16 protein-coding genes are annotated in these 20,354 nt (G+C 64.2%); 6 read left to right on the forward strand and 10 right to left on the reverse strand.

Annotated features, from left to right (window positions below; genetic code table 11):
* Nucleotides 1-230: 230 nt before the first annotated feature.
* Nucleotides 231-4,574, forward strand: coding sequence for an NEL-type E3 ubiquitin ligase domain-containing protein (locus ACIP21_RS22380; RefSeq protein WP_400692198.1), 4,344 nt, complete (start codon nt 231-233; stop codon nt 4,572-4,574).
* Here ACIP21_RS22380 and glpD read toward each other — a convergent pair whose 3' ends face one another.
* The 4 genes from glpD to ACIP21_RS22400 all read right to left on the reverse strand — a co-directional run bounded on the left by glpD (nt 4,575) and on the right by ACIP21_RS22400 (nt 9,608).
* Nucleotides 4,575-6,107 (reverse strand): glycerol-3-phosphate dehydrogenase, encoded by a 1,533-nt coding sequence (gene glpD, locus ACIP21_RS22385; protein ID WP_400692200.1) that lies wholly within the window; start codon nt 6,105-6,107, stop codon nt 4,575-4,577.
* Nucleotides 6,108-6,357: 250 nt separating this feature from the next.
* Entirely contained in the window at nt 6,358-7,113 is a 756-nt protein-coding gene (glpR, locus tag ACIP21_RS22390; RefSeq protein ID WP_400692203.1) for a DNA-binding transcriptional repressor GlpR, read from the reverse strand.
* Between the two features lie 101 nt (nt 7,114-7,214).
* Nucleotides 7,215-8,714 (reverse strand): glycerol kinase GlpK, encoded by a 1,500-nt coding sequence (gene glpK / locus ACIP21_RS22395; RefSeq protein ID WP_400692206.1) that lies wholly within the window; start codon nt 8,712-8,714, stop codon nt 7,215-7,217.
* A 42-nt stretch (nt 8,715-8,756) separates the two neighbouring features.
* Nucleotides 8,757-9,608 carry an MIP/aquaporin family protein gene (locus ACIP21_RS22400; protein WP_400692209.1) on the reverse strand — a complete coding sequence of 284 codons (852 nt, stop codon included), beginning with the start codon at nt 9,606-9,608 and terminating at the stop codon, nt 8,757-8,759.
* Nucleotides 9,609-9,910: 302 nt separating this feature from the next.
* On the opposite strand from ACIP21_RS22400, the gene ybaK reads away from it, so the two are divergent.
* The gene (gene ybaK, locus ACIP21_RS22405; RefSeq protein ID WP_400692211.1) at nt 9,911-10,381 is read left to right on the forward strand and encodes a Cys-tRNA(Pro) deacylase; all 471 of its coding nucleotides are present in this window, start codon (nt 9,911-9,913) and stop codon (nt 10,379-10,381) included.
* 122 nt (nt 10,382-10,503) lie between these two features.
* Here the strand turns inward: ybaK and ACIP21_RS22410 are convergent, their stop codons facing one another.
* Nucleotides 10,504-11,613: an ABC transporter ATP-binding protein gene (locus tag ACIP21_RS22410; RefSeq protein ID WP_400692214.1), complete on the reverse strand. Its 1,110-nt coding sequence runs from the start codon at nt 11,611-11,613 to the stop codon at nt 10,504-10,506.
* A complete protein-coding gene (argF, locus tag ACIP21_RS22415) occupies nt 11,610-12,530 on the reverse strand; it encodes an ornithine carbamoyltransferase (protein ID WP_400692217.1) in 921 nt (306 codons plus the stop codon). Before argF ends, ACIP21_RS22410 begins: the two co-directional genes overlap by 4 nt.
* Before the next feature lie 384 nt (nt 12,531-12,914).
* Here argF and ACIP21_RS22420 point away from each other — a divergent pair, with 384 nt between their 5' ends.
* The gene (locus ACIP21_RS22420) at nt 12,915-15,020 is read left to right on the forward strand and encodes a molybdopterin-dependent oxidoreductase (RefSeq protein WP_400692220.1); all 2,106 of its coding nucleotides are present in this window, start codon (nt 12,915-12,917) and stop codon (nt 15,018-15,020) included.
* Nucleotides 15,021-15,111: 91 nt separating this feature from the next.
* On the forward strand, nt 15,112-15,447 hold the full coding sequence (grxD, locus tag ACIP21_RS22425; RefSeq protein WP_060512704.1) for a Grx4 family monothiol glutaredoxin: 336 nt from the start codon (nt 15,112-15,114) through the stop codon (nt 15,445-15,447).
* Between the two features lie 58 nt (nt 15,448-15,505).
* Here grxD and bfr read toward each other — a convergent pair whose 3' ends face one another.
* Complete coding sequence (gene bfr, locus ACIP21_RS22430; protein ID WP_167070429.1) at nt 15,506-15,979, reverse strand: bacterioferritin; 474 nt, start codon at nt 15,977-15,979, stop codon at nt 15,506-15,508.
* A gap of 201 nt (nt 15,980-16,180) precedes the next feature.
* Entirely contained in the window at nt 16,181-16,402 is a 222-nt protein-coding gene (locus tag ACIP21_RS22435) for a bacterioferritin-associated ferredoxin (protein WP_400692224.1), read from the reverse strand.
* A gap of 215 nt (nt 16,403-16,617) precedes the next feature.
* Here ACIP21_RS22435 and ACIP21_RS22440 point away from each other — a divergent pair, with 215 nt between their 5' ends.
* Complete coding sequence (locus tag ACIP21_RS22440; RefSeq protein WP_027918971.1) at nt 16,618-17,220, forward strand: peroxiredoxin; 603 nt, start codon at nt 16,618-16,620, stop codon at nt 17,218-17,220.
* Between the two features lie 177 nt (nt 17,221-17,397).
* Here ACIP21_RS22440 and rnt read toward each other — a convergent pair whose 3' ends face one another.
* Nucleotides 17,398-18,009: a ribonuclease T gene (gene rnt / locus ACIP21_RS22445; RefSeq protein WP_400692252.1), complete on the reverse strand. Its 612-nt coding sequence runs from the start codon at nt 18,007-18,009 to the stop codon at nt 17,398-17,400.
* Nucleotides 18,010-18,068: 59 nt separating this feature from the next.
* On the reverse strand, nt 18,069-19,115 hold the full coding sequence (gene pyrC, locus ACIP21_RS22450) for a dihydroorotase (RefSeq protein WP_400692227.1): 1,047 nt from the start codon (nt 19,113-19,115) through the stop codon (nt 18,069-18,071).
* Nucleotides 19,116-19,245: 130 nt separating this feature from the next.
* On the opposite strand from pyrC, the gene ACIP21_RS22455 reads away from it, so the two are divergent.
* Entirely contained in the window at nt 19,246-20,202 is a 957-nt protein-coding gene (locus ACIP21_RS22455) for an OmpA family protein (protein WP_400692229.1), read from the forward strand.
* Nucleotides 20,203-20,354: the final 152 nt, after the last annotated feature.

Genomic DNA, 20,354 nt, shown 5'->3' on the forward strand with positions numbered 1-20,354 from the left:
GCCAAGCCTGAATGTCGACCTTGCCCGCCTTTAATGACGCGGTTTTGACAGTGTGCCGCAGGATATCGCCTGTTCGCGGTTCCGAACGGATGGTCGGTTTTTCGTTCGGCAATCCGAATGAATGGGTCACGGCAAGCGTCTCCAGGCTGTCGAGTGGCACCTATTCACCACAAGGTTGCCGGCCGGTCATGGTCTGCTGAGCGCTCTTTGCGCCCAGGGGATTGTGCTCCATGACCGATATCACACCCGCACCTGACTCGATCGACAGCCTCATCGCCGGGCGCTTGCCGCGCTGGCTGGTCGATCACCAGCAGCCCGACAGGCTTCGCGCCCTTCGCCTCGCGCTGCTGCGCCAGCAACAGTGCGCCGAACAATTGAAGCAGAAGCTTGCGGGCATTCTGCCTTTGCATGCCTTCGCGGCACAGTTGCTGGTCGAGGCACTGCGCCGGGAGGGAATAGCGAACCCGGATGTGATCCATGACAAGGTGCGCGTCACGCAGCAGGTAGTGCTGCCGAGCGCCTCCCTGGTACTGCCGCTGCCGTTCTATGTCCACCGCTCGAAGCGCACGCTGCTGGAGGCGGCGCTGCACAATTACCACCGCAGCGAGACGCGCCCTGCAATCCATCGCAAAGGCAGCCTCACCGATCGGCACGGCAAGCTCCTGCACCTGAGCGTGGAGCGCTTCGCCGCGCTTTGCCGTGAAGTGGATGTGGGGCGCCGTTATCAGGAGTTGCTCAAGGAACACCTGGAACCGCCCGACAGGCCCGGCGAGGTGCCGGGGCAGGCCGTGGCCCGGCTCAATGAGGTGCTGCGGCAGAATCTGCGCAGCCACTGCGAGGTCGATGTGCGCACGGCGGCGCTGAAGGGGGAGATCGATGAGCAGACGTACCTGCTGATGCTGCCGGTGGTGGCGCAGAAAAACCAGGTACCGGCCCTCGAGGCTGCTCTCGCACCGCGCCAGCTTTACCTGCTGGGGCGGCGTATCCACGGGGTGCTGACCCTCAAAGTCCGCTCCTCGGTAAACCAGCCGCTGCAGGCAGTGATCCTTTGGATACCCCACGACCCGCACACCCCGGTCAGCCGCCACGCCAGTTGGGAAGCACTCGGCCAGTACCTGGGCCATCGCTTCCTCGAACCGTCCTACCGACGGTTCTTCGCGCGCTTTATCGCCGAGCGCGACCGCAACAATTTTTATCGTGTGCTGGAGGAACGCGTCGCCCAGGCGCCCGCCACGGGCGTGGAACTCGATGCCCGCGAGCGGGCGATCGACGCAGCGGTGTTCGAGTACCTTCGCCAGCAGTATGTGCACAAGCTCTGCGACGATGCCAAGGTGCTCGCGGTGCCTACGGGGGTCGAGGACGAAGAGGAGCGTGCCGCGCGCCTGCAGGCCTATGCCGAGCTGGGCTTGAACCTGCTCACTCTGGCCGGCTTGTTCGTGCCCTTGATCGGCCAGATGCTGATGGTGGCGACAGCGGTCCAGCTTGCCGGCGAGGTCTACGAGGGGTACCAGGACTGGCGCATCGGTGACCGCGAAGGTGCCATGAACCACCTGTTCAACGTGGCCGAAAACGTCGTGATCGGCCTGATGATCGCCAAGGGCAGCCAGCTCGCCATGCGCGGACTCGAACGGGTGGCCTTTGTCGATGAACTGGCGCCGGTGCAAACCGCAGCAGGCGGCGTCAGGTTGATGGACTCGACCTTGCCCGGGTACCAGGCCGAGCCAAGGGTGGGGCAAGGCGCCAACGAGTGGCTGTGGCACGTGGACGATCGGCGCTTTCGAGTGATGGATGAGGTGGGGGATGGCGTTTCCAGGCTTCATCATCCTTCGCGCCCGGGGGCTTGTCGGCTGCGGGTGGAGGGCAATGGCAGTGGCGGCTGGCGGCATGAACTGGAGTGCCCGCAACGCTGGGAAGGGCAAGGCTACCTGGTGCGCCGGTTGAGTGCGCGCCTGGCTGAGCTGCCGGACACGACCTGCGAATACCTGTTGCAGGTGACCGGGTTCAGCGAGGCCCAGGTGCGCCGCCTGCATGTGGAACAGTCAGGTGTGCCCGCGCGTATGCTCGATGCACTGGATCTGCACCAGGCCCATGAGTGGCATCCAGACCTGAGCGCAGCCGCGCTCGCCGAGCATGTCGCTGCCCTGCAGGCGCGCCCCCATGGCTTCGAAAGTCTGCTGCAGCGCGCGTTCCCGGGCTTGTCGGCGCGCTGCCGGCATGAGGTGTTGCAACACTGCACCGGTGCCGAGCTCGATGCCCTTGGCAGCCAGCGGCGCATTCCCTTGGCGGTTGCGCAACGGGCCCGTTGGGCGCAGCGGGAGAGCCGCCTGGACCGCGCCTGTGCCGGGCTGCGACTGCCACGTTGGGTCAATGCCGACAGCGAACGGCTGGCAGTGGGGCTGCTGGAGCGACAGCTGGCCTGGCCGGACGACAGCCGCCTCGAACTGCGCGAAGGCAACCCGAACGGGCTTTTGCTGGCCAGCATCGGCGCCGAGAAGAGCGCGGCAGTCCAGTGCATCGTCCGGCGTGGCAGTGGCTACCAGGCCCCCGGGCAGGTAACCGCGGGCGAATACATGCGGGCGCTGCTGGCCGTGTTGAGCGACTCGCAGCTGACTGAACTGGGGGATGCGGCGGTCAGCCCGGCAGCCTTGGGCATGCACCTGGCCGATGCTGCCGCAGAGGACCGTGCGCTGGCTGCCGAACTCTGTGGCATGGCCCGTCGCGGCGCGAGCCTGCGGCCGCCCGCCAGGCTCGGTGACGGTGGCCTGGGCTACGCGCTCAGCGGGCGTGGCGGCGGCAGCCGCCGGGCAATAGCCCAGGGCATTCATCAGGTGTTCCCGACGTTGACCGATGATGAATTGCAGGCCTACGTTCTGGACCTGATGAACAGGAGGGTCGGCCTGTGGGAGCACTATGGGCAGTTGCGCGACCAACTGGCCCGCCTGCAGACCCGCTTGCGCGAATGGCGTCGGGAGGCTGGCAACCCGCTCGACGCGATGCGCCGGCGCCGCGTCGCCACGGCACTGCGGCGCAGCTGGCGGCGCAAGATCACCGACCTGGCGGGCGACCATGTGCTGGTCATCGAGGGCGAACGTATCGGCACCTTGCCCGACTTGCCGGAGGGCGTGCGCTATGAACATGTCCGGCGTCTGGTATTGCGCAACCTTGGGCTGACCGAGATCGCAGGCGATTTTCTCCAGCGTTTTCCCAACCTGGTGGAGCTCGACCTGTCCGATAACCGCCTCACCGCCATTCCCCATGGCATTGGCGAGATGTCACGCCTGCGCCATCTCGACCTGCAGAACAACCGCATCGTCATGGACGAAGGGGGCGAACTGCGCCTTGCCGGGCTCGCGGCGCTGCAGCGCCTGGGCCTGAGCCACAACCCGCTGGGCAGGGCACCGGTCTTGACCCGCCTCGTCGACCTGCGCGCAGTCGAGCTGCGCGACGTCGGCCTGGATGCCTTTCCGGAGCGGATATCGTTCCGGGCGCACGTGGACCTGCGCGACAACAACATCCGGGAGCTGCGCCTGCAGCTCGAGCAATTGCGTTTGCGGGTACAGCACCAGGCGCTGCATGACAACCCGTTGAGTGAAAGCAGCGAAGCGCTGCTCGACGAAGCCAGGGGCATTTCGCCCGGCCTGCGTGGCTCGGCTTCTGCACGGCATCACGGTTTCGGTGACCAAGTGTTCGATGTGTGGGCCGGCAGCACGGTGGGTTCGGAGCTTGATCGCCAGCTGGCGACCTGGACAGCGCTGCGCGAAGCGTCGAACTCCAGCGGCCTGTTCCGTTTTCTGGCCGACTTTGCCCATTCCGAGGACTTCGAACACCATCCCGGGCATTACCGCAGCCGTATCTGGCGAATCCTCCAGGCCTGCGAAGACCATGAACAGTTGCGCGAACGCTTGTTTCTCGAGGCCAATGGCCCGCGTACCTGTGAAGACAGGCTGCTTTTGCTGCTGGAGCAACTGGAACTCGGCGTCAGGGTGGAATATGCCGTGGACGGTGCCCGGGGGCCTGGGATCGAGAGCCGGCTACTGGGTCTGGGGCGTGGCCTGTTTCGCCTGGATGAGGTCGACCATCAGGCTTCCCTGCACCTGCAGCGCATGCGTGCGGAGCCGTTCAGGCATGTCGATGACATCGAAGTACGGCTGTACTACCGGCAACGGCTGGCGCGCGCGCTGGGTTTGCCCATCGAGATCGACGACATGCACTACCCCGGCTTCGCCAACGTCACCACCAGCGACCTGTTGCGCGCGCAGGATCTGGTGCTGGAACGAGAGTCGCCCGAAGCGCTGATCAGTTCACTGGCGCAACGGCCATTCTGGGACCAGTACGCGCGCGAGTTCTACGCGCAGCGTTTCGAAGAAGTCCTGCAGCCCTTGCATCGACGCATGGAAGCACTGCAGGCGCAGGTGGATGCTGCGGTCATCGATGAACATGAGTTTCTCAAGCGCTGCGAGGCACTGAAGAAGGAGTTCGACAACACCGAGCGCTCGCTGATCGAACGCTTGGCGAGGGAGGCCTATGAGCGATGGGGAATGCGCCCTCCTGAGTATCCAGCAGGGCGAGCATGATCAGGCCGCGCGGTTCCGCAGTTTGTCGGCTTGCTGCAGGTAAGCCTGCAAGGCCTGCTGCTCTTGCGCGGTCATCGACAGGCCAAGCTTGCCGCGGCGCCACAGGATGTCGTCGGCATGCACAGCCCATTCTTTCTCCAGCAGGTAGTCCACTTCACGGCTGAACAACCCGGCGCCTATGGCCTGACCAAGGTCCTCGGGCCCGTGAACACCCTCCAGCAGCTGCCACACGCGGCTGCCGTAGGCCAGCGCCCAGCGCTTGGCGATATCCACTGGCAGCCAGCCGAAACGTGCCAGCACGGCATCGACCAGCGCTTGCACCGTCGTCATGTTCTCGCCCCCAGGCAGCGGGGCGGTGGCGGTCCAGCTGCCGCGCATCTGGGTAAAGAACGGCTTGAGTTCGGCCATGGCCGATTCGGCCAGCTTGCGGTAGGTCGTGAGCTTGCCGCCGAATACCGACAGCAGCGGGGCCTGGCCGGTTTCGGCGGACAGGGCCAGGGTGTAGTCGCGGGTGACCGCCGACGGGTTGTCCGACTCGTCGTTGCACAACGGGCGCACGCCAGAATAGGTATGCAGGATGTCGGCTCGGCTCAACTGATGGTTGAAGTGTTCATTGACCACTTTCAGCAGGTAGCTGGTTTCCTGGTCGGTGATGGCCACTTTTGCCGGGTCGCCGCTGTACTCGCGGTCGGTGGTGCCGATCAGGGTGAAACGGTCCAGGTACGGAATGCAGAAGACGATGCGCTGGTCTTCGTTTTGCAGGATGTAGGCATGTTCACCCTCGTACAGGCGCGGCACGATGATGTGGCTGCCCTGGATCAGGCGGATGCCATAGGGCGCATCGAGCTTGAGATCGTCCTTGATGAAGCTGGCCACCCACGGGCCGGCGGCGTTGACCAGCGCGCGGGCACGAATGGTCTGCAGGCTGCCATCGGCATGCTGCAGTTCCACCTGCCACAGGCCGTCTGCACGTTCGGCGCGCAGGCAGCGGGTGCGGGTGTGGATGTGCGCGCCATGCTCGCGGGCAGCCATGGCGTTGAGCACCACCAGGCGGGCGTCATCGACCGCGCAGTCGGCATATTCGAAGCCGCGCGTGATCTGCGGCTTGAGCGGATAGCCCGGGCCGAAGCGCAGGCTGCGCGATGCGCCCAGGCGCTTGCGCTTGCCCAGGTGATCATAGAGGAACAGGCCGGCGCGGATCATCCAGGCCGGGCGCAGGTGCGGGCGGTGCGGCAGCACGAAGCGCATCGGCTTGACGATGTGCGGCGCCTTGGCCAGCAGGACTTCGCGTTCGGCCAGCGCCTCGCGCACCAGGCGGAACTCGTAGTGCTCCAGGTAGCGCAGGCCACCGTGGATCAGTTTGCTGCTGGCCGAGGAGGTGTGCTGGGCCAGGTCGTCCTTCTCGCACAGGAACACCTTGAGGCCACGCCCGGCGGCGTCTGCAGCGATGCCCACGCCATTGATGCCACCGCCGATCACGGCGAGGTCGTAGCAGTCGGCGACTGCGGGCTGGGACGAAACGGACTGGGACACGGGCAAGGCCTCCTGGAGTTGTTCATATCGAATATGAACATTGATGTTCGCTTTCGAAAATATTAGCGCAACAGAAAGGCGGTCGCCAGTCAGTCTTGATAGAAAAAACTGATCAGATGACAATAAAGTGAACATTTATGAAAATTCTGGGTGAACGGTTCGAGGTATTTGGCGCCTGTGAGATCGAGCGCCGCCCGCGCGGCGCTCGATCTCACAGGCGCAACAAGGCTCAAGGCATGCGCCCCGAGCCTCACACCACCTCAAGCCGAACCTTGTACTGGTTCAGCAACTGGGTCAGCCCAGGCGCAGGCGTCTGGTCGGTGACCAGGCAATCCACCAGGCTGATCGACCCCATGCGCACCATGGCATTGCGCCCGAACTTGCTGGAGTCGGCGGCAAGGATGACTTGCCGGGCGTTGGCGATGATCGCCTGGGATATCCGCACTTCCTGGTAATCGAAATCGAGCAGGCTGCCGTCCTCGTCGATACCACTGATGCCGACCAGGGCGAAATCGACCTTGAACTGGTTGATGAAGTCGACGCTGGCCTGGCCGACCACACCACCATCGCGGCGCACCGTGCCACCGGCCACCAGTACCTCGAAATCGTCCTTGGCGGCGAGGATCGCCGCCACGTGCAGGTTGTTGGTGATGACTTTCAGCTGGCTGTGGTTGAGCAACGCCCGGGCAATCGATTCGGTGGTGGTGCCGATATTGATGAACAGCGAGGCATGGTCGGGAATCTGCCGGGCCACGGCTTCGGCGATGCGCTGCTTTTCGTCGCGCATCTGGTCGGCGCGCATGGCGTAGGCGGTGTTTTCGATGCTCGAGTCATAGGCGGCGCCACCGTGGTAGCGGCGCAGCAGGTTGAGCTCGGCGAGCTGGTTGATGTCGCGTCGGATGGTTTGCGGGGTGACGACGAACAGCTGCGCCATTTCCTCGATACTGACGTAGCCGCGTTCGCGCACCAGTTCGAGGATTTGTTGTTGGCGTGGGGGCAGATTCATGGGCGGTCCTTTGGGGCTGCCGGACAAATGCTGCAATGATGCCGTAGGAAGGGGATGACGGCCAGTAGGCCATTGGGGCCGCCTGGCGGCCCCAACCTGTTTTACGCTTCGTGATCTTCCCAGTCACGGGTGCGTTCGACGGCCTTCTTCCAGCCGGCGTACAGCTTCTCTTTTGCGGCCTCGTCCAGCTGCGGGCTGAACTCGCGCTCGATGATGGCCTTGTCGCGCAGTTCTTCGAGGCCGCTCCAGAAGCCACAAGCCAGGCCCGCCAGGTAGGCGGCGCCGAGGGCGGTGGTTTCACGCATCTGCGGACGCTCCACGCAGGTGCCGAGGATGTCGGCCTGGAACTGCATGAGGAAGTTGTTGGCCACCGCGCCGCCGTCCACGCGCAGCTCCGACAGGCGCTGGCCGCAGTCCTGCTGCATGGCGTCGAGCACGTCGCGGGTCTGGTAGGCGATCGACTCCAGCGCGGCACGGATGATGTGATCGACCTTCACGCCACGGGTCAGGCCGAACAGTGCGCCGCGGGCATACGGGTCCCAGTACGGCGCGCCGAGGCCGGTGAAGGCCGGTACCAGGTACACGCCGTTGCTGTCCTTGACCTTGCTGGCGAAGTACTCGGTGTCCAGGGCGTCATTGACGATCTTCAGCTCGTCGCGCAGCCACTGCACGGTGGAACCGCCATTGAATACCGCGCCCTCCAGGGCATAGGCGACCTCGCCACGCGGGCCGCAGGCGATGGTGGTGAGCAGGCCGTGGGACGACTTCACCGCCTGGTCGCCGGTGTTCATCAGCAGGAAGCAGCCGGTGCCGTAGGTGTTCTTGGCCTGGCCGGGCTCCACGCACATCTGGCCGAACAGCGCCGATTGCTGGTCGCCGGCGATGCCGGCGATGGCGATGCCGCTCTTGGTGTGGCCGTAGACTTCCGACGACGGGCGCACTTCGGGCAGCATCTGCCGCGGGATGCCGAGGATCTCCAGCAGCCTGTCGTCCCACTGCAGGCTGTGGATGTTGAACATCAGCGTGCGCGAGGCGTTGGTGTAGTCGGTGACATGCACCTTGCCGCCGGAGAACTTCCAGATCAGCCAGGTATCGACGGTGCCGAACAGCAGCTCGCCGCGCTCGGCGCGCTCGCGGGCGCCCTCGACGTTGTCGAGGATCCACTTCAGCTTGGTGCCGGAGAAGTACGGGTCGGTGACCAGGCCGGTGGTTTCACGGATGTACTCTTCGTGGCCGTCGCGCTTGAGCTGGGCGCAGATCTCGGTGCTGCGGCGGCACTGCCAGACGATGGCGTTGTAGACCGGGCGGCCGGTTTCCTTGTCCCACACCACGGTGGTTTCACGCTGGTTGGTGATGCCCAGCGCGGCTACCTGGGCATGGCTGATGCCGGCCTGGGCCAGGGCCTCGACCATGGTCGCGCTCTGGGTGGCGAAGATCTCCATCGGGTCGTGTTCGACCCAACCCGCCTGCGGATAGTGCTGGGCGAATTCGCGCTGGGAGGTGCCGACCACATTGGCGTCGCGGTCGAAGATGATCGCGCGCGAACTGGTGGTGCCCTGGTCCAGGGCGATGATGTAGTTCTTATCCTGGGTGTCTGTCATGGTTGTAGGCCTTGCAAGAATTGGGAGGTCAGGGCGTCAGCATCAGTGGGCTTGAGTATCGCCCTGACGATTGTCGATTGTCTCTGGGGTCGCGTTTTGCGCTACCGGCAGGTTACGGGCGATCAGGCCGCGGTAGGTCGCGGCCCCCAGGCAAGCGCCGAGGATCGGTGCGAACACCGGCACCAGGAAATACGGAATGTCCCGACCGCCAGTGAAGGCGATTTCGCCCCAGCCGGCGAGGAACGTCATCAGTTTGGGCCCGAAGTCGCGGGCCGGGTTCATTGCAAAGCCGGTCAGCGGGCCCATGGCGCTGCCGATCACGGCAATCAGCAGGCCGATCAGCAGCGGGGCCATGGCGCCGCGTGGCAGGCCATTGTTGTCGTCGGTCAGGGCCATGATCACGCCCATCAGGATCGCGGTGATCACCACTTCGACCAGGAACGCCTGGCCGGTGGACAGCGACGGGTGCGGGTAGGTCGAGAATACCGAGGCCAGCTCCAGGCTCCCGGTGCTGCCGCGCAGCATGGCGTGGGCCTGTTCGTAATCGAAGAACAGGCTGCTGTAGAGGGTGTAGACCAGCGCCGCGCCGCAGAAGGCGCCGAAGATCTGGGCCAGGGCGTAGAACGGCAGCTTGCGCTTGTCGAAACCGGCGAACAGGGTCAGCGCGATGCTCACGGCCGGGTTCAGGTGCGCGCCGGAAATGCCGGCGGTGAGGTAGATCGCCATGCTCACGCCGACGCCCCAGATGATGCTGATTTCCCACAGCCCGAAGCTGGCGCCGGCGACCTTGAGCGCGGCGACGCAACCGGTGCCGAAGAAGATCAGCAGGGCGGTGCCGAGAAACTCGGCCAGGCACTGGCTGGACAGTGTGGGTTCGCGTAGAGCAGTCGTCATGTATGACCTCGTTGTTTTTGTTGTGAGGCGCGAAGCGCTCGACAGCAAAGCCCGTGGTCGATCCCCATTGACCCCGGGCAGATGTATGAAATGCACCTTAAAAGGGCACCATTGATTCAGAAACGAAAAAATATAGACAAGAAACGCTGATGTCAAAGGTCGAAAGTGAACGGTCGGTCACGTTCTGGTCGCCGGTTTCATGGGCTGATGCCCGTGCTAGAGAGGGGCGTTGGGCGCAAGCTGGCTGGATTGGGGGATATGCCCTAAAGTAGCCGCCGACCTGTCCCAGACCGGAGCACCGCATGACCCCCGCCCTCGACCTGCTGAAAAAAGCCCGCGCCGAACACCGCGTGCACAGCTATGAACATGACCCGAAGTCGGCGTCATACGGCCTGGAGGCGGCGGAAAAGCTCGGCCTCGACCCGCAGCAGGTGTTCAAGACCTTGCTCGCCAGCAGCGAGAAGGGCGAGCTGCTGGTGGCGGTGGTACCGGTGGTGGGTACGCTGGACCTCAAGGCCCTGGCCCATGCGGCCGGCGTGAAAAAATGCGAGATGGCCGACCCGGCGGCGGCCCAGCGGTCGACGGGCTACTTGGTGGGAGGGATCAGCCCGTTGGGGCAGAAGAAGCGCCTGCGCACCTTTATCGACGATTCTGCGCAGGGTTTTGCAACCATTCATGTCAGCGCCGGGCGGCGAGGATTGGAGGTGGAGCTGGCGGCGGGGGTACTGGCCGAGCATACACGGGGTACGTTCGCCGGAATCGGTAGGGGCTGAGATTGCTGGGGCTGCTTTGCAGCCCTTTCGCGACACAAGGCCGCTCCTATAAGGGTATGCGATGCCCTGTAGGAGCGGCCTTGTGTCGCGAAAGGGCCGCAAAGCGGCCCCAGGGTCTTGCGTCAGGTAGCCGAACTGTACCGGCGAACCCCGTTCTCCTGCCGCGCCAACTGCGTCGCGACGCTGCCCGGCACCGGGAACAGCACCAGGTGGTCGGCCTTCACCGCAATCCCCACGTCCTCACCGACCTGGTGGTCGATATGGCTCGGGAAGATCGCTTCCAGCTGGCTACCGGTCGGCAGTTGCAGGCGGTACAGGGTCGAGGCGCCGAGAAAGCTCTTGCCGACGATGTTCGCCTGCAGCGCGCTGCTCGGCGCCGGCACGATGTCGTCGGGGCGCAGCAGCACGTCCACCGAGCTGCCCGGCGCCAGGGTGTAGGCGCGGTTGCCGCGCAGTTCGCCGAGTTCGGTATTGACCGCCTCATGGCTGCTCATCTGGCCACGGATGAAATACCCCTGGCCGACGAAGCTGGCCACGAACGGCGTCTGCGGTTCGTGATACAGGTTGTAGGGCGTGTCCCACTGCTCCAGCCGGCCTTCCTTGAACACCCCGACATGGTCGCTGACGGCAAACGCCTCCTCCTGGTCGTGGGTGACCAGGATCGCGCTGGTGCCGCGGCTCTTGAGGATGTCGCGCACTTCATGGCTGAGGCGCCGGCGCAGTTCCACATCGAGGTTGGAGAACGGTTCGTCGAGCAGCAGCAGTTGCGGCTCGGGGGCCAGCGCGCGGGCCAGGGCGACACGCTGTTGCTGGCCACCCGACAGTTCGTGCGGGTAGCGCCCGCCCAGGCCGCCGAGCTTGACCAGTTCGAGCATCTCGTCGATCACCTGGGCCTGGCGCGGGTGCTTGGCGATGCCGAAGGCGATGTTCTGCGCGACGGTCAGGTGCGGGAACAGCGCGTAGTCCTGGAACACCATGCCGATCCGGCGTTTCTCCGGGGCCAGGGTGAAGCCGGCGCGGGAGATGACCTCGCCGGCCAGCTGGATCTCACCCTCGTGCACCGGCTCGAAGCCGGCGATGGCGCGCAAGGTGGTGGTCTTGCCGCACCCCGAGGAGCCCAGCAGGCAACCGATGTCGCCTGCGTTCAGGTGCAGGTTGAGGTTCTGGACGATGCGCTGCTCGCCATAGCCGCAGGCGAGGTTGCGCAGGTTGAGCAGTAGGGTTTGACTCATGCGTGGTGGTAAGCCGGTTCGACAAGGAATTCGAGTAGGGCCTTTTGTGCATGCAAGCGGTTCTCAGCCTGGTCCCAGGCGACCGAACGAGGGTCGTCGAGCAGGTCATGGCTGATTTCCTCGCCCCGGTGGGCGGGCAGGCAGTGCATGAACAGGGCGTCGGGTGCCGCCAGGTCGAGCAGTGCGCGGGTGACCTGGTAAGGCGCGAAATGCGCCAGGCGCCGTGCAGTTTCCTCTTCCTGACCCATGGAAGTCCAGACATCCGTGGTCACCAGGTGCGCGCCACGCACGGCTTCCTGCGGATCGCGGATGATCTGCACGTGGTCGCCGCCCAGGGCCATGAAGCGTGGATCGGGCTCATAGCCTTCCGGGCAGGCGATGCGCAGCTGGAAATCGAACTGCCTGGCCGCCTCGATGTACGAGTTGCACATGTTGAAGCCGTCGCCGATCCAGGCCACGGTCTTGCCCTGGATCGAGCCACGGTGCTCGAGGAAGGTCTGCATGTCGGCCAGCAGCTGGCACGGATGCGACTCGTCGGACAGGGCGTTGATCACCGGCACGCGGGATTTGGCGGCGAATTCGGTCAGGGTGCTGTGGGCGTGGGTACGGATCATCACCACGTCGAGCATGCTCGACAGCACGATGGCGCTGTCGCCGATCGGCTCGCCGCGGCCCAGCTGGGTGTCGCGCGGCGAGAGGAAGATGGCCTGGCCGCCGAGCTGGATCATGCCGGCTTCGAACGACACGCGGGTACGCGTCGAGGATTTCTCGAAGATCATGCCCAGCACGCGGTTCTTCAGGGGCTCGAACAGCACGCCTCGCTTGCGCAGGTCCTTCAGCTCGATGCCTCGGCGGATCACACCGAGCAATTCGTCGGTGGTGAAATCCAGCAGGGAGAGAAAGTGCCTAGCGCTCATGATTGACTACCTTATCTGCAACGGTATGCAGGTCGACCGTATGGTTTTTTTTGACAACGGGAGTGACCTGCGGCGTAAGCCGCACGGGGCGGACGAAATGGGGAAAGGCGCAATACTATAATTAAATGTCGCCTGAAACCAAGAGGGGAAACAGCGGCTCGGTGCAAAGGGTGTTGCAAAGGGTGTCGTACCCCTGAAGCCCGTGCTGTTTTTTATTTGCTACGGATGGTTGTACACGGCTTGCCGGCGACTTGGCAAATGCCTGTCGCGAATCGTCTGCCTGATGTCGCTCGATTCACCGCGCGAAGCACGCTGGCCGGGCGCAGGGGGCGCGCGCATAGTCATCGCTCCGGTACTCACCACAAGAGCAAGGCAGAGGCGGCCATGACCAAGACCCTGCATCACCGAGCCTGTCACCTGTGCGAAGCGATCTGCGGGCTGAACATCGAAGTCAGCCATGACCAGGGGCGGGCGCTGATCAGCTCGATCAAGGGCGACCCCGAGGATCCGTTCAGCCGCGGGCACATCTGCCCCAAGGCGGTGGCGCTGCAGGATATCCAGAACGACCCTGACCGGCTGCGCCAGCCCCATCGGCGGGTCGCCGGGCATTGGCAGCCGATCGGCTGGGACGAAGCCTTCGAACTGGCTGCCGACCGATTGTGGGCGATCCAGCAGGCCCACGGGCGCAATGCCGTGGCGGTGTACCAAGGCAACCCGAGCGTGCACAACTACGGCTTGATGACCCACAGCAACTACTTCCTCGGCCTGCTCAAGACCCGCAACCGTTTCTCTGCGACGTCGGTCGACCAACTGCCGCAGCACCTGACCAGCCACCTGATGTACGGCCATGGCCTGCTGTTGCCGATCCCCGATATCGACCACACCGACTTCATGCTGATCCTCGGCGGCAACCCGCTGGCGTCCAATGGCAGCATCATGACCGTGCCGGATGTGGAGAAGCGCCTCAAGGCCCTGCGTGGGCGAGGCGGCAGGCTGGTGGTGGTCGACCCGCGGCGCAGCGAGACGGCGGCGATGGCCGACGCTCACCTGTTCATCCGCCCCGGAGGCGATGCCGCCTTGCTCAGCGGCTTGCTCAACACCTTGTTCGACGAAGGCCTGGCCCGAGGCACGCACCTGCCGGTCAACGGCTTGCAACAGGTGCGCGAGGCCATTGCGCCGTTCAGCGCCGAAGCCATGAGCGCCCACTGCGGCATCGCGGCGGCCGACATCCGCCAGCTGGCCCGGGATTTCGCCGCCGCCGACAAGGCGGTGTGCTATGGCCGCATGGGCGTCTCCACCCAGGCATTCGGCAGCTTGTGCCATTGGCTGGTGCAACTGATCAACCTGGTCACCGGCAACCTCGACCGCGAGGGTGGGGCGCTGTGCACCGAGCCTGCCGTCGACCTGGTGGCGACCACCTCGGGCGGGCATTTCAACGCCTGGCAGAGCCGCGTTTCTGGCTTGCCCGAATACGCCGGCGAGCTGCCAGTGGCGGCGTTGGCCGAGGAGATGCTCACGCCCGGCGAAGGCCAGGTGCGCGCGCTGGTCACCGTGGCCGGCAACCCGGTGCTGTCCACGCCTAACGGTCGGCAGCTGGACGGCGCCCTGGCCGGGCTGGACTTCATGCTCAGCATCGACCTCTACATCAACGAGACCACACGCCACGCCGACCTGATCCTGCCTTCCACTTCGGCGCTGGAAAACGATCATTACGACAGCACCTTCAACCTGCTGGCCGTACGCAACGTGACCCGGTTCAACCGGGCGATCCTGGCCAAGCCGGAAGGCGCCTTGCATGACTGGGAGATCTTCGTCGGCCTGGCGCAGGCCTTCGCCCGGCGTGCCGAGCTGGAACTGAAACCGACCTGGCCGCCGGCGCAGATGATCGACATGGCCCTGCGCCAAGGCCGCTATGGCGAGGCGTCCGCCTGGGGGCTGTCGGTGCAGGCGCTCGACCAGCACCCCCACGGCCTCGATCTGGGGCCGCTGCGGGCCAATCTGGAGGCGCGTCTGGCCACCACCAGCAAGGCGGTCGAAGCGGCGCCACAGGTGCTGCTGGGCGACTTGCAGCGCCTGGCCCGGCAGACGCCACCCGCGCCGGGCGAGCTGCTGCTGATCGGCCGGCGCCATGTGCGCAGCAACAACTCGTGGATGCACAACTACCATCGCCTGGTCAAAGGCAAGCCGCGCCACCACCTGCTGATGCACCCGCAGGACCTGCAGCAGCGGCAATTGCAGGACGGCCAGCGCGTACGTATCTGTTCGCGCACCGGCACCCTGGAGGTCGAGGTGCAGGCCTGTGAAGACATGATGCCCGGCGTGGTCAGCCTGCCCCACGGTTTCGGTCATGGTCGCCAGGGCGTGCAGTTGCAGGTTGCCCAGGCGCAGGCGGGCGGCAGCGCCAACGACCTCACCGATGAGCGTCTGCGTGACGAGGTTTCAGGCAACGCCGCGCTCAATGGCGTACCCGTGCAAGTGGAGGCCGCGTAAGCAACGGCAAGGCCGAGCACGCTGCTCGGCTTTCCGATACAATGCGTCACCGTGCCGACGACCGCGTCGGAAAGTTCAGCTGAGGTGCTACATGGATATCATCGATACGATCAAAGAGCAGATTGCCAACAACACCATTCTGCTTTACATGAAAGGCTCGCCGAATGCCCCGCAGTGCGGGTTCTCGGCCAAGGCATCGCAAGCTGTGATGGGTTGCGGCGAGAAGTTCGCCTACGTCGACATCCTGCAGAACCCGGAAATCCGCGCCAACCTGCCAAAGTACGCCAACTGGCCGACCTTCCCGCAACTGTGGGTCGCCGGTGAGCTGGTTGGCGGTAGCGACATCATGCTGGAAATGTTCGAGAAGGGTGAGCTGCAGGCCCTGATCAAGGACGCGGCCGCCAAGGCCAAGGCGTCCGAAGCCTGATCATCGGGCAAGCATGAAAAAACCCGCCATCAGGCGGGTTTTTTAATGGGAAGATTATTTACTCTTCGCCCATCTGCGACTGCAGGTAGTTCTCGATGCCGATCTTGTCGATCAGGCTCAGCTGGGTTTCCAGCCAGTCGATGTGTTCTTCCTCGGATTCGAGGATGTCCTCGAGCATGTCGCGCGAGCCGAAGTCGCCGGCGGTTTCGCAGTGGGCGATGGCGGCTTTCAGGTCGACCAGGCCTTTCTGTTCGATCTTCAGGTCGCACTCGAGCATCTCTTTGGTGTGCTCGCCGATCAGCAGCTTGCCCAGGTCCTGGACGTTGGGAATGCCTTCGAGGAAGAGAATACGCTTGATCAGCTTGTCAGCGTGCTTCATCTCGTCGATGGATTCCTTGTACTCGTGCTTGCCGAGCTTGTTCAGGCCCCAATCTTCGTACATGCGCGCGTGCAGGAAGTACTGGTTGATCGCGACCAGCTCGTTTCCGAGGATCTTGTTGAGATGCTGGATGACGCTTACGTCGCCTTTCATGACGGGTTCCTGCCCTGTAGAAGTGTGCCGATACAGGGAAGTTTGAGCCTGCAATAACGGGCTGTCAAACCTAAGTTATTGAATAATAAGTGAAAATTAATAGGAATAAGAATGTTTTTGAACCGCGTTGGAACGCTAACTTATTGATATACAGGCATAAAAAAACCGGACACTAGGCCCGGTTCTTCGAATTCGGTGTTTTCAAGCGGCGGTAAATTCTACCGGATAGGGCAGGGCGGCGTGCTGGCTCACCTGCAATTCGGTGAGGGTCTCGCGGACCACCTGCTTGGCCAGGCAAGCACATTTGCCACATTGGCTGGCGACATTGGTCGCGGCACGCACATCCTTGTAACTGCAGCATCCTTCATAGATCGCATCGCGGATCTGTCCGTCGGTGACGCCGACACAAAGACACACATACATAAGGGCTGACCATCGCTGGTTGAGTCGATGGGTTGGAGCTTAATGTTAATGAGAATGCTTGTCAAAGCACATTGCGCAAGGGCTGTGCTGGAGTGACCGACGGTTGCATTCGGCCTGTCACCTCAAGCCGTGTATGATGGTCGGCCTTTTGTTGGTTGTCGGGCAGGCCTGCTTGGCCCGGCAAGCGATTTTTCCACTCTCACTAGGAGATTACGATGAGCGTACTCGTTGGCAAACAAGCCCCCGACTTCACCGTCCCTGCCGTCCTCGGCAACGGCGAGATCGTCGACAGCTTCAACCTGGCTTCGGCCATCAAGGGCAAGTACGGCCTGGTGTTCTTCTACCCACTGGACTTCACCTTCGTCTGCCCGTCCGAGCTGATCGCTCTGGACAACCGCATTCCTGACTTCCAGGCACGCAACGTGGAAGTGATCGGCGTGTCGATCGACTCGCACTTCACCCACAACGCCTGGCGCAACACCCCGGTCAACGCCGGCGGCATCGGCCAGGTCAAGTACACCCTGGCGGCCGACATCACCCACGAAATCTGCAAGGCCTACGATGTCGAGTCCGAAGGCGGCGTGGCCTTCCGTGGCGCGTTCCTGATCGACACCAACGGTGTTGTCCGCTCGCAGATCGTCAACGACCTGCCACTGGGGCGCAACATGGACGAGCTGCTGCGCCTGGTCGACGCCCTGCAATTCCACGAAGAGCACGGCGAAGTCTGCCCGGCCAACTGGAAGAAAGGCGACCAGGGCATGACCGCTTCGCCGGAAGGCGTTGCTGCTTACCTGAGCGAGAACGCTGGCAAGCTGTAATTGCCATGCGCATGAAAAAACCGGCCCACTGTGGCCGGTTTTTTTGTATCTGGAGTTTGAGCCCTGCAGTGCCTGTTCGGGACTATTCGCGGGTAAACCCGCTCCCACAGGTGCGATAGTGGCTTGAGCCATTATGCGAACTCTGTGGGAGCGGGTTTACCCGCGAAGCTTTTGGGCTCAGTCGTTGAAGTCGCGCCAACCGCCCATGTCTTTCCAGCGATTGACGATGCCGCAGAACAGCTCGGCGGTCTTCTCGGTGTCGTAACGCGCCGAATGCGCCTCACGCCCGTCGAAGTCGATATCGGCGCTCTGGCAGGCCCGTGCCAGCACGGTCTGGCCGTAGGCCAGGCCCGCCAGGGTGGCGGTGTCGAAGCTGGAGAACGGGTGGAACGGGTTGCGCTTGATGTCGTTGCGCGCCACCGCGGCATTGAGGAAGCCGAGGTCGAAGCTGCTGTTGTGGCCGACCAGGATCGCCCGCTTGCAGCCGTTGGCCTTCAACGCCTTGCGCACGCCGCGGAAGATGTCGGTGAGCGCGCTTTCCTCGCTCACCGCCATGCGCAGCGGGTGGTCCAGCTTGATGCCGGTGAACTCCAGCGCGGCCGCCTCGATATTCGCCCCTTCGAACGGTTCGACCCGGAAGAAGTAGGTGTGCTCGGGGAACAGGAAGCCTTTCTCGTCCATGCCGATGGTCACGGCGGCGATTTCCAGCAGGGCGTCGGTGGCGCTGTTGAAGCCGCCGGTCTCGACATCCACCACCACGGGCAGGTAGCCACGGAAGCGCTCGGCCATCGGGTGGCGCGAGCCACCGCCACCTTGAACGTCCTGGTCGTCTTCGTAGAGGTCTTCGCTCACGCGTTGTCCTCCAGCAGGCGCCAGCGCAGTTTTTCACCGGCGCGCAGCGGGATCACGGTCTGCTCGCCAAACGGCAGGCTGTCCGGGGCGGTCCACTCTTCGCGGACCAGGGTGATGCTGTCGGTGTTCGCCGGCAGGCCGTAGAAGGCCGGGCCGTGCAGGCTGGCGAAGCCTTCCAGCTTGTCCAGCGCGTTACGCTGCTCGAATGCCTCGGCATACATCTCGATAGCCGCATAGGCGGTGTAGCAACCGGCGCAACCGCAGGCAGCTTCCTTGGCGTGACGGGCGTGCGGTGCCGAGTCGGTGCCGAGGAAGAACTTCGGATTGCCGCTGGTGGCCGCGTCCAGCAGCGCCACCTGGTGGGTGTTGCGCTTGAGGATCGGCAGGCAATAGAAGTGCGGGCGGATGCCGCCGACCAGCATGTGGTTGCGGTTGTACAGCAGGTGCTGGGCAGTGATGGTGGCACCGACGTTGGCCGAGGCCTCGCTGACGAACTGCGCGGCATCGCCGGTGGTGATGTGCTCGAACACCACCTTCAGCGTCGGGAAGCGCTCGACCAGGCGACGCATGTGCTCGTCGATGAAGCGCTTCTCGCGGTCGAACACGTCGATCTCGCTGCGGGTCACTTCCCCGTGCACCAGCAATGGCATGCCGACTTCGGCCAGCGCCTCGATGGCCGGGAAGATGTTGTCGATGCTGGTCACGCCGGAATCGGAGTTGGTGGTGGCGCCGGCCGGGTACAGCTTGGCGGCGTACACGATGCCGCTGGCCTTGGCCGCGCGGATGTCCTCGGGGCTGGTGCGGTCGGTGAGGTACAGCACCATCAGCGGTTCGAAGCGGCTGCCGGCCGGGCGGGCGGCGAGGATACGTTCACGGTAGGCGCCAGCCTCGACGGCGTTGCGCACCGGCGGAACCAGGTTGGGCATGATGATGGCACGGGCGAAGGTACGCGCCACATCGCCAACGGTGTGAGGCAGGACGGCACCATCGCGCAGATGGATGTGCCAGTCGTCGGGGCGCAGGAGGGTCAGGCGATCGGACATTGGGGATTCCAGGCGGGTCGAACTCAGGCCCCAATGCTACCGGAAAACCCCGTGCCGAGCACGGCTATCAAGTTTTCCGGCAAGCGTCCGATAGCCTGCCTGTAAGCCGTCAGAATATTTGGAGCCTCCCGTGCGCCAGCGTTACCTAGCCCTGTTGACCCTGTTCGCCAGCCTGCCGGCTGGCGCGATGACCTTCCAGACCCGCATGGAGAATGTCGCCTGGAAAGTCGAGGGTGACCAGTTCGAATGTCGCCTGATCCAACCGATCGACGGTTTCGGCAGTGGCGAGTTCGTGCGCAAGGCCGGTGAGCAGCCGGTGTTCCGCCTGCGCTCGGATGGCAATGTGCTGGGCGCCGGCTCGGCCACCTTGCTGGCCGCGGCCGCGCCCTGGCAGCCGGGGCGCGGCGATGTCAACCTGGGGGCTGTGCGCATGGCCCGCAGCGGCGTGCTGTTCAGCTCGTCGCAGAGCCAGGCCAGCCGCCTGATCAACGGCCTGCTCGATGGCCGCGCGACGGTGGTGCGCAATCATGCTGGCGAAGGCGGGCGGGTCATGGAAGTGCGGGTGATGCCGGTGAGTTTCGCCAAGGCCTACAACGACTACCAGGCCTGCGCGGGCAAGATGCTGCCGATGAACTACGACCAGGTGCGCCAGACCCAGATCGGTTTCCCTGGTACCGGGTTCGACCTGGATGCCGATGCCCGCGCACGGCTGGATGTGATCCTCGACTACATGAAGGCCGACCCGACGGTGAACCATATCGAGCTCAACGGCCACTCCGACAACAGCGGCAACCGCCTGACCAACCGCGATGCCTCGCGCCGCCGCGCGCTGGCGGTGGCCGATTACTTCAAGGCCCATGGTGTGCCGGAAGAGCAGATCGTCGTGCGCTTCCATGGCGAGCGGTATCCGCTGGTGAAGAACAACAGCCCGGCGAATCGGGCGCGTAACCGGCGGGTGAACATCGAACTGGATCGCGTGGCGCAGGTGGAGAAGCCGGTGGAGCAGCAGGTGCCGGCCGCTGCGCCGGCTCCAGTTGCGCCTGCTGTTGCGCCGGCTGCGGCTGTGCCAGGGGCCAAGGCGCCCTGATATTCAGAGGCCAGGATAGGGATTGCATCAGGGCCACCAGGTGCATGTCACAACATCTTCAGCGCCTGTGAGATCGAGCGCCGCCCGCGCGGCGCTTCGCGGGTGAACCCGCTCCCACATTTGTTGCAACGTGCCGAACCTGTCAGGCCATG

This window comes from Pseudomonas sp. NPDC089401, from assembly GCF_044749485.1.
Classification (GTDB): Bacteria; Pseudomonadota; Gammaproteobacteria; order Pseudomonadales; family Pseudomonadaceae; genus Aquipseudomonas.

Coding starts and splice junctions, on each gene's coding strand:
- ACIP21_RS22440 (WP_027918971.1), top strand. CDS start 16,618: ATGAGCGTACTCGTTGGCAAACAAGCCCCCGACTTCACCGTCCCTGCC.
- ybaK (WP_400692211.1), top strand. CDS start 9,911: ATGACCCCCGCCCTCGACCTGCTGAAAAAAGCCCGCGCCGAACACCGC.
- rnt (WP_400692252.1), bottom strand. CDS start 18,009: ATGGCCGAGCGCTTCCGTGGCTACCTGCCCGTGGTGGTGGATGTCGAG.
- pyrC (WP_400692227.1), bottom strand. CDS start 19,115: ATGTCCGATCGCCTGACCCTCCTGCGCCCCGACGACTGGCACATCCAT.
- ACIP21_RS22420 (WP_400692220.1), top strand. CDS start 12,915: ATGACCAAGACCCTGCATCACCGAGCCTGTCACCTGTGCGAAGCGATC.
- argF (WP_400692217.1), bottom strand. CDS start 12,530: ATGAGCGCTAGGCACTTTCTCTCCCTGCTGGATTTCACCACCGACGAA.
- ACIP21_RS22380 (WP_400692198.1), top strand. CDS start 231: ATGACCGATATCACACCCGCACCTGACTCGATCGACAGCCTCATCGCC.
- bfr (WP_167070429.1), bottom strand. CDS start 15,979: ATGAAAGGCGACGTAAGCGTCATCCAGCATCTCAACAAGATCCTCGGA.
- glpK (WP_400692206.1), bottom strand. CDS start 8,714: ATGACAGACACCCAGGATAAGAACTACATCATCGCCCTGGACCAGGGC.
- ACIP21_RS22435 (WP_400692224.1), bottom strand. CDS start 16,402: ATGTATGTGTGTCTTTGTGTCGGCGTCACCGACGGACAGATCCGCGAT.
- grxD (WP_060512704.1), top strand. CDS start 15,112: ATGGATATCATCGATACGATCAAAGAGCAGATTGCCAACAACACCATT.
- ACIP21_RS22400 (WP_400692209.1), bottom strand. CDS start 9,608: ATGACGACTGCTCTACGCGAACCCACACTGTCCAGCCAGTGCCTGGCC.
- glpR (WP_400692203.1), bottom strand. CDS start 7,113: ATGAATCTGCCCCCACGCCAACAACAAATCCTCGAACTGGTGCGCGAA.
- ACIP21_RS22410 (WP_400692214.1), bottom strand. CDS start 11,613: ATGAGTCAAACCCTACTGCTCAACCTGCGCAACCTCGCCTGCGGCTAT.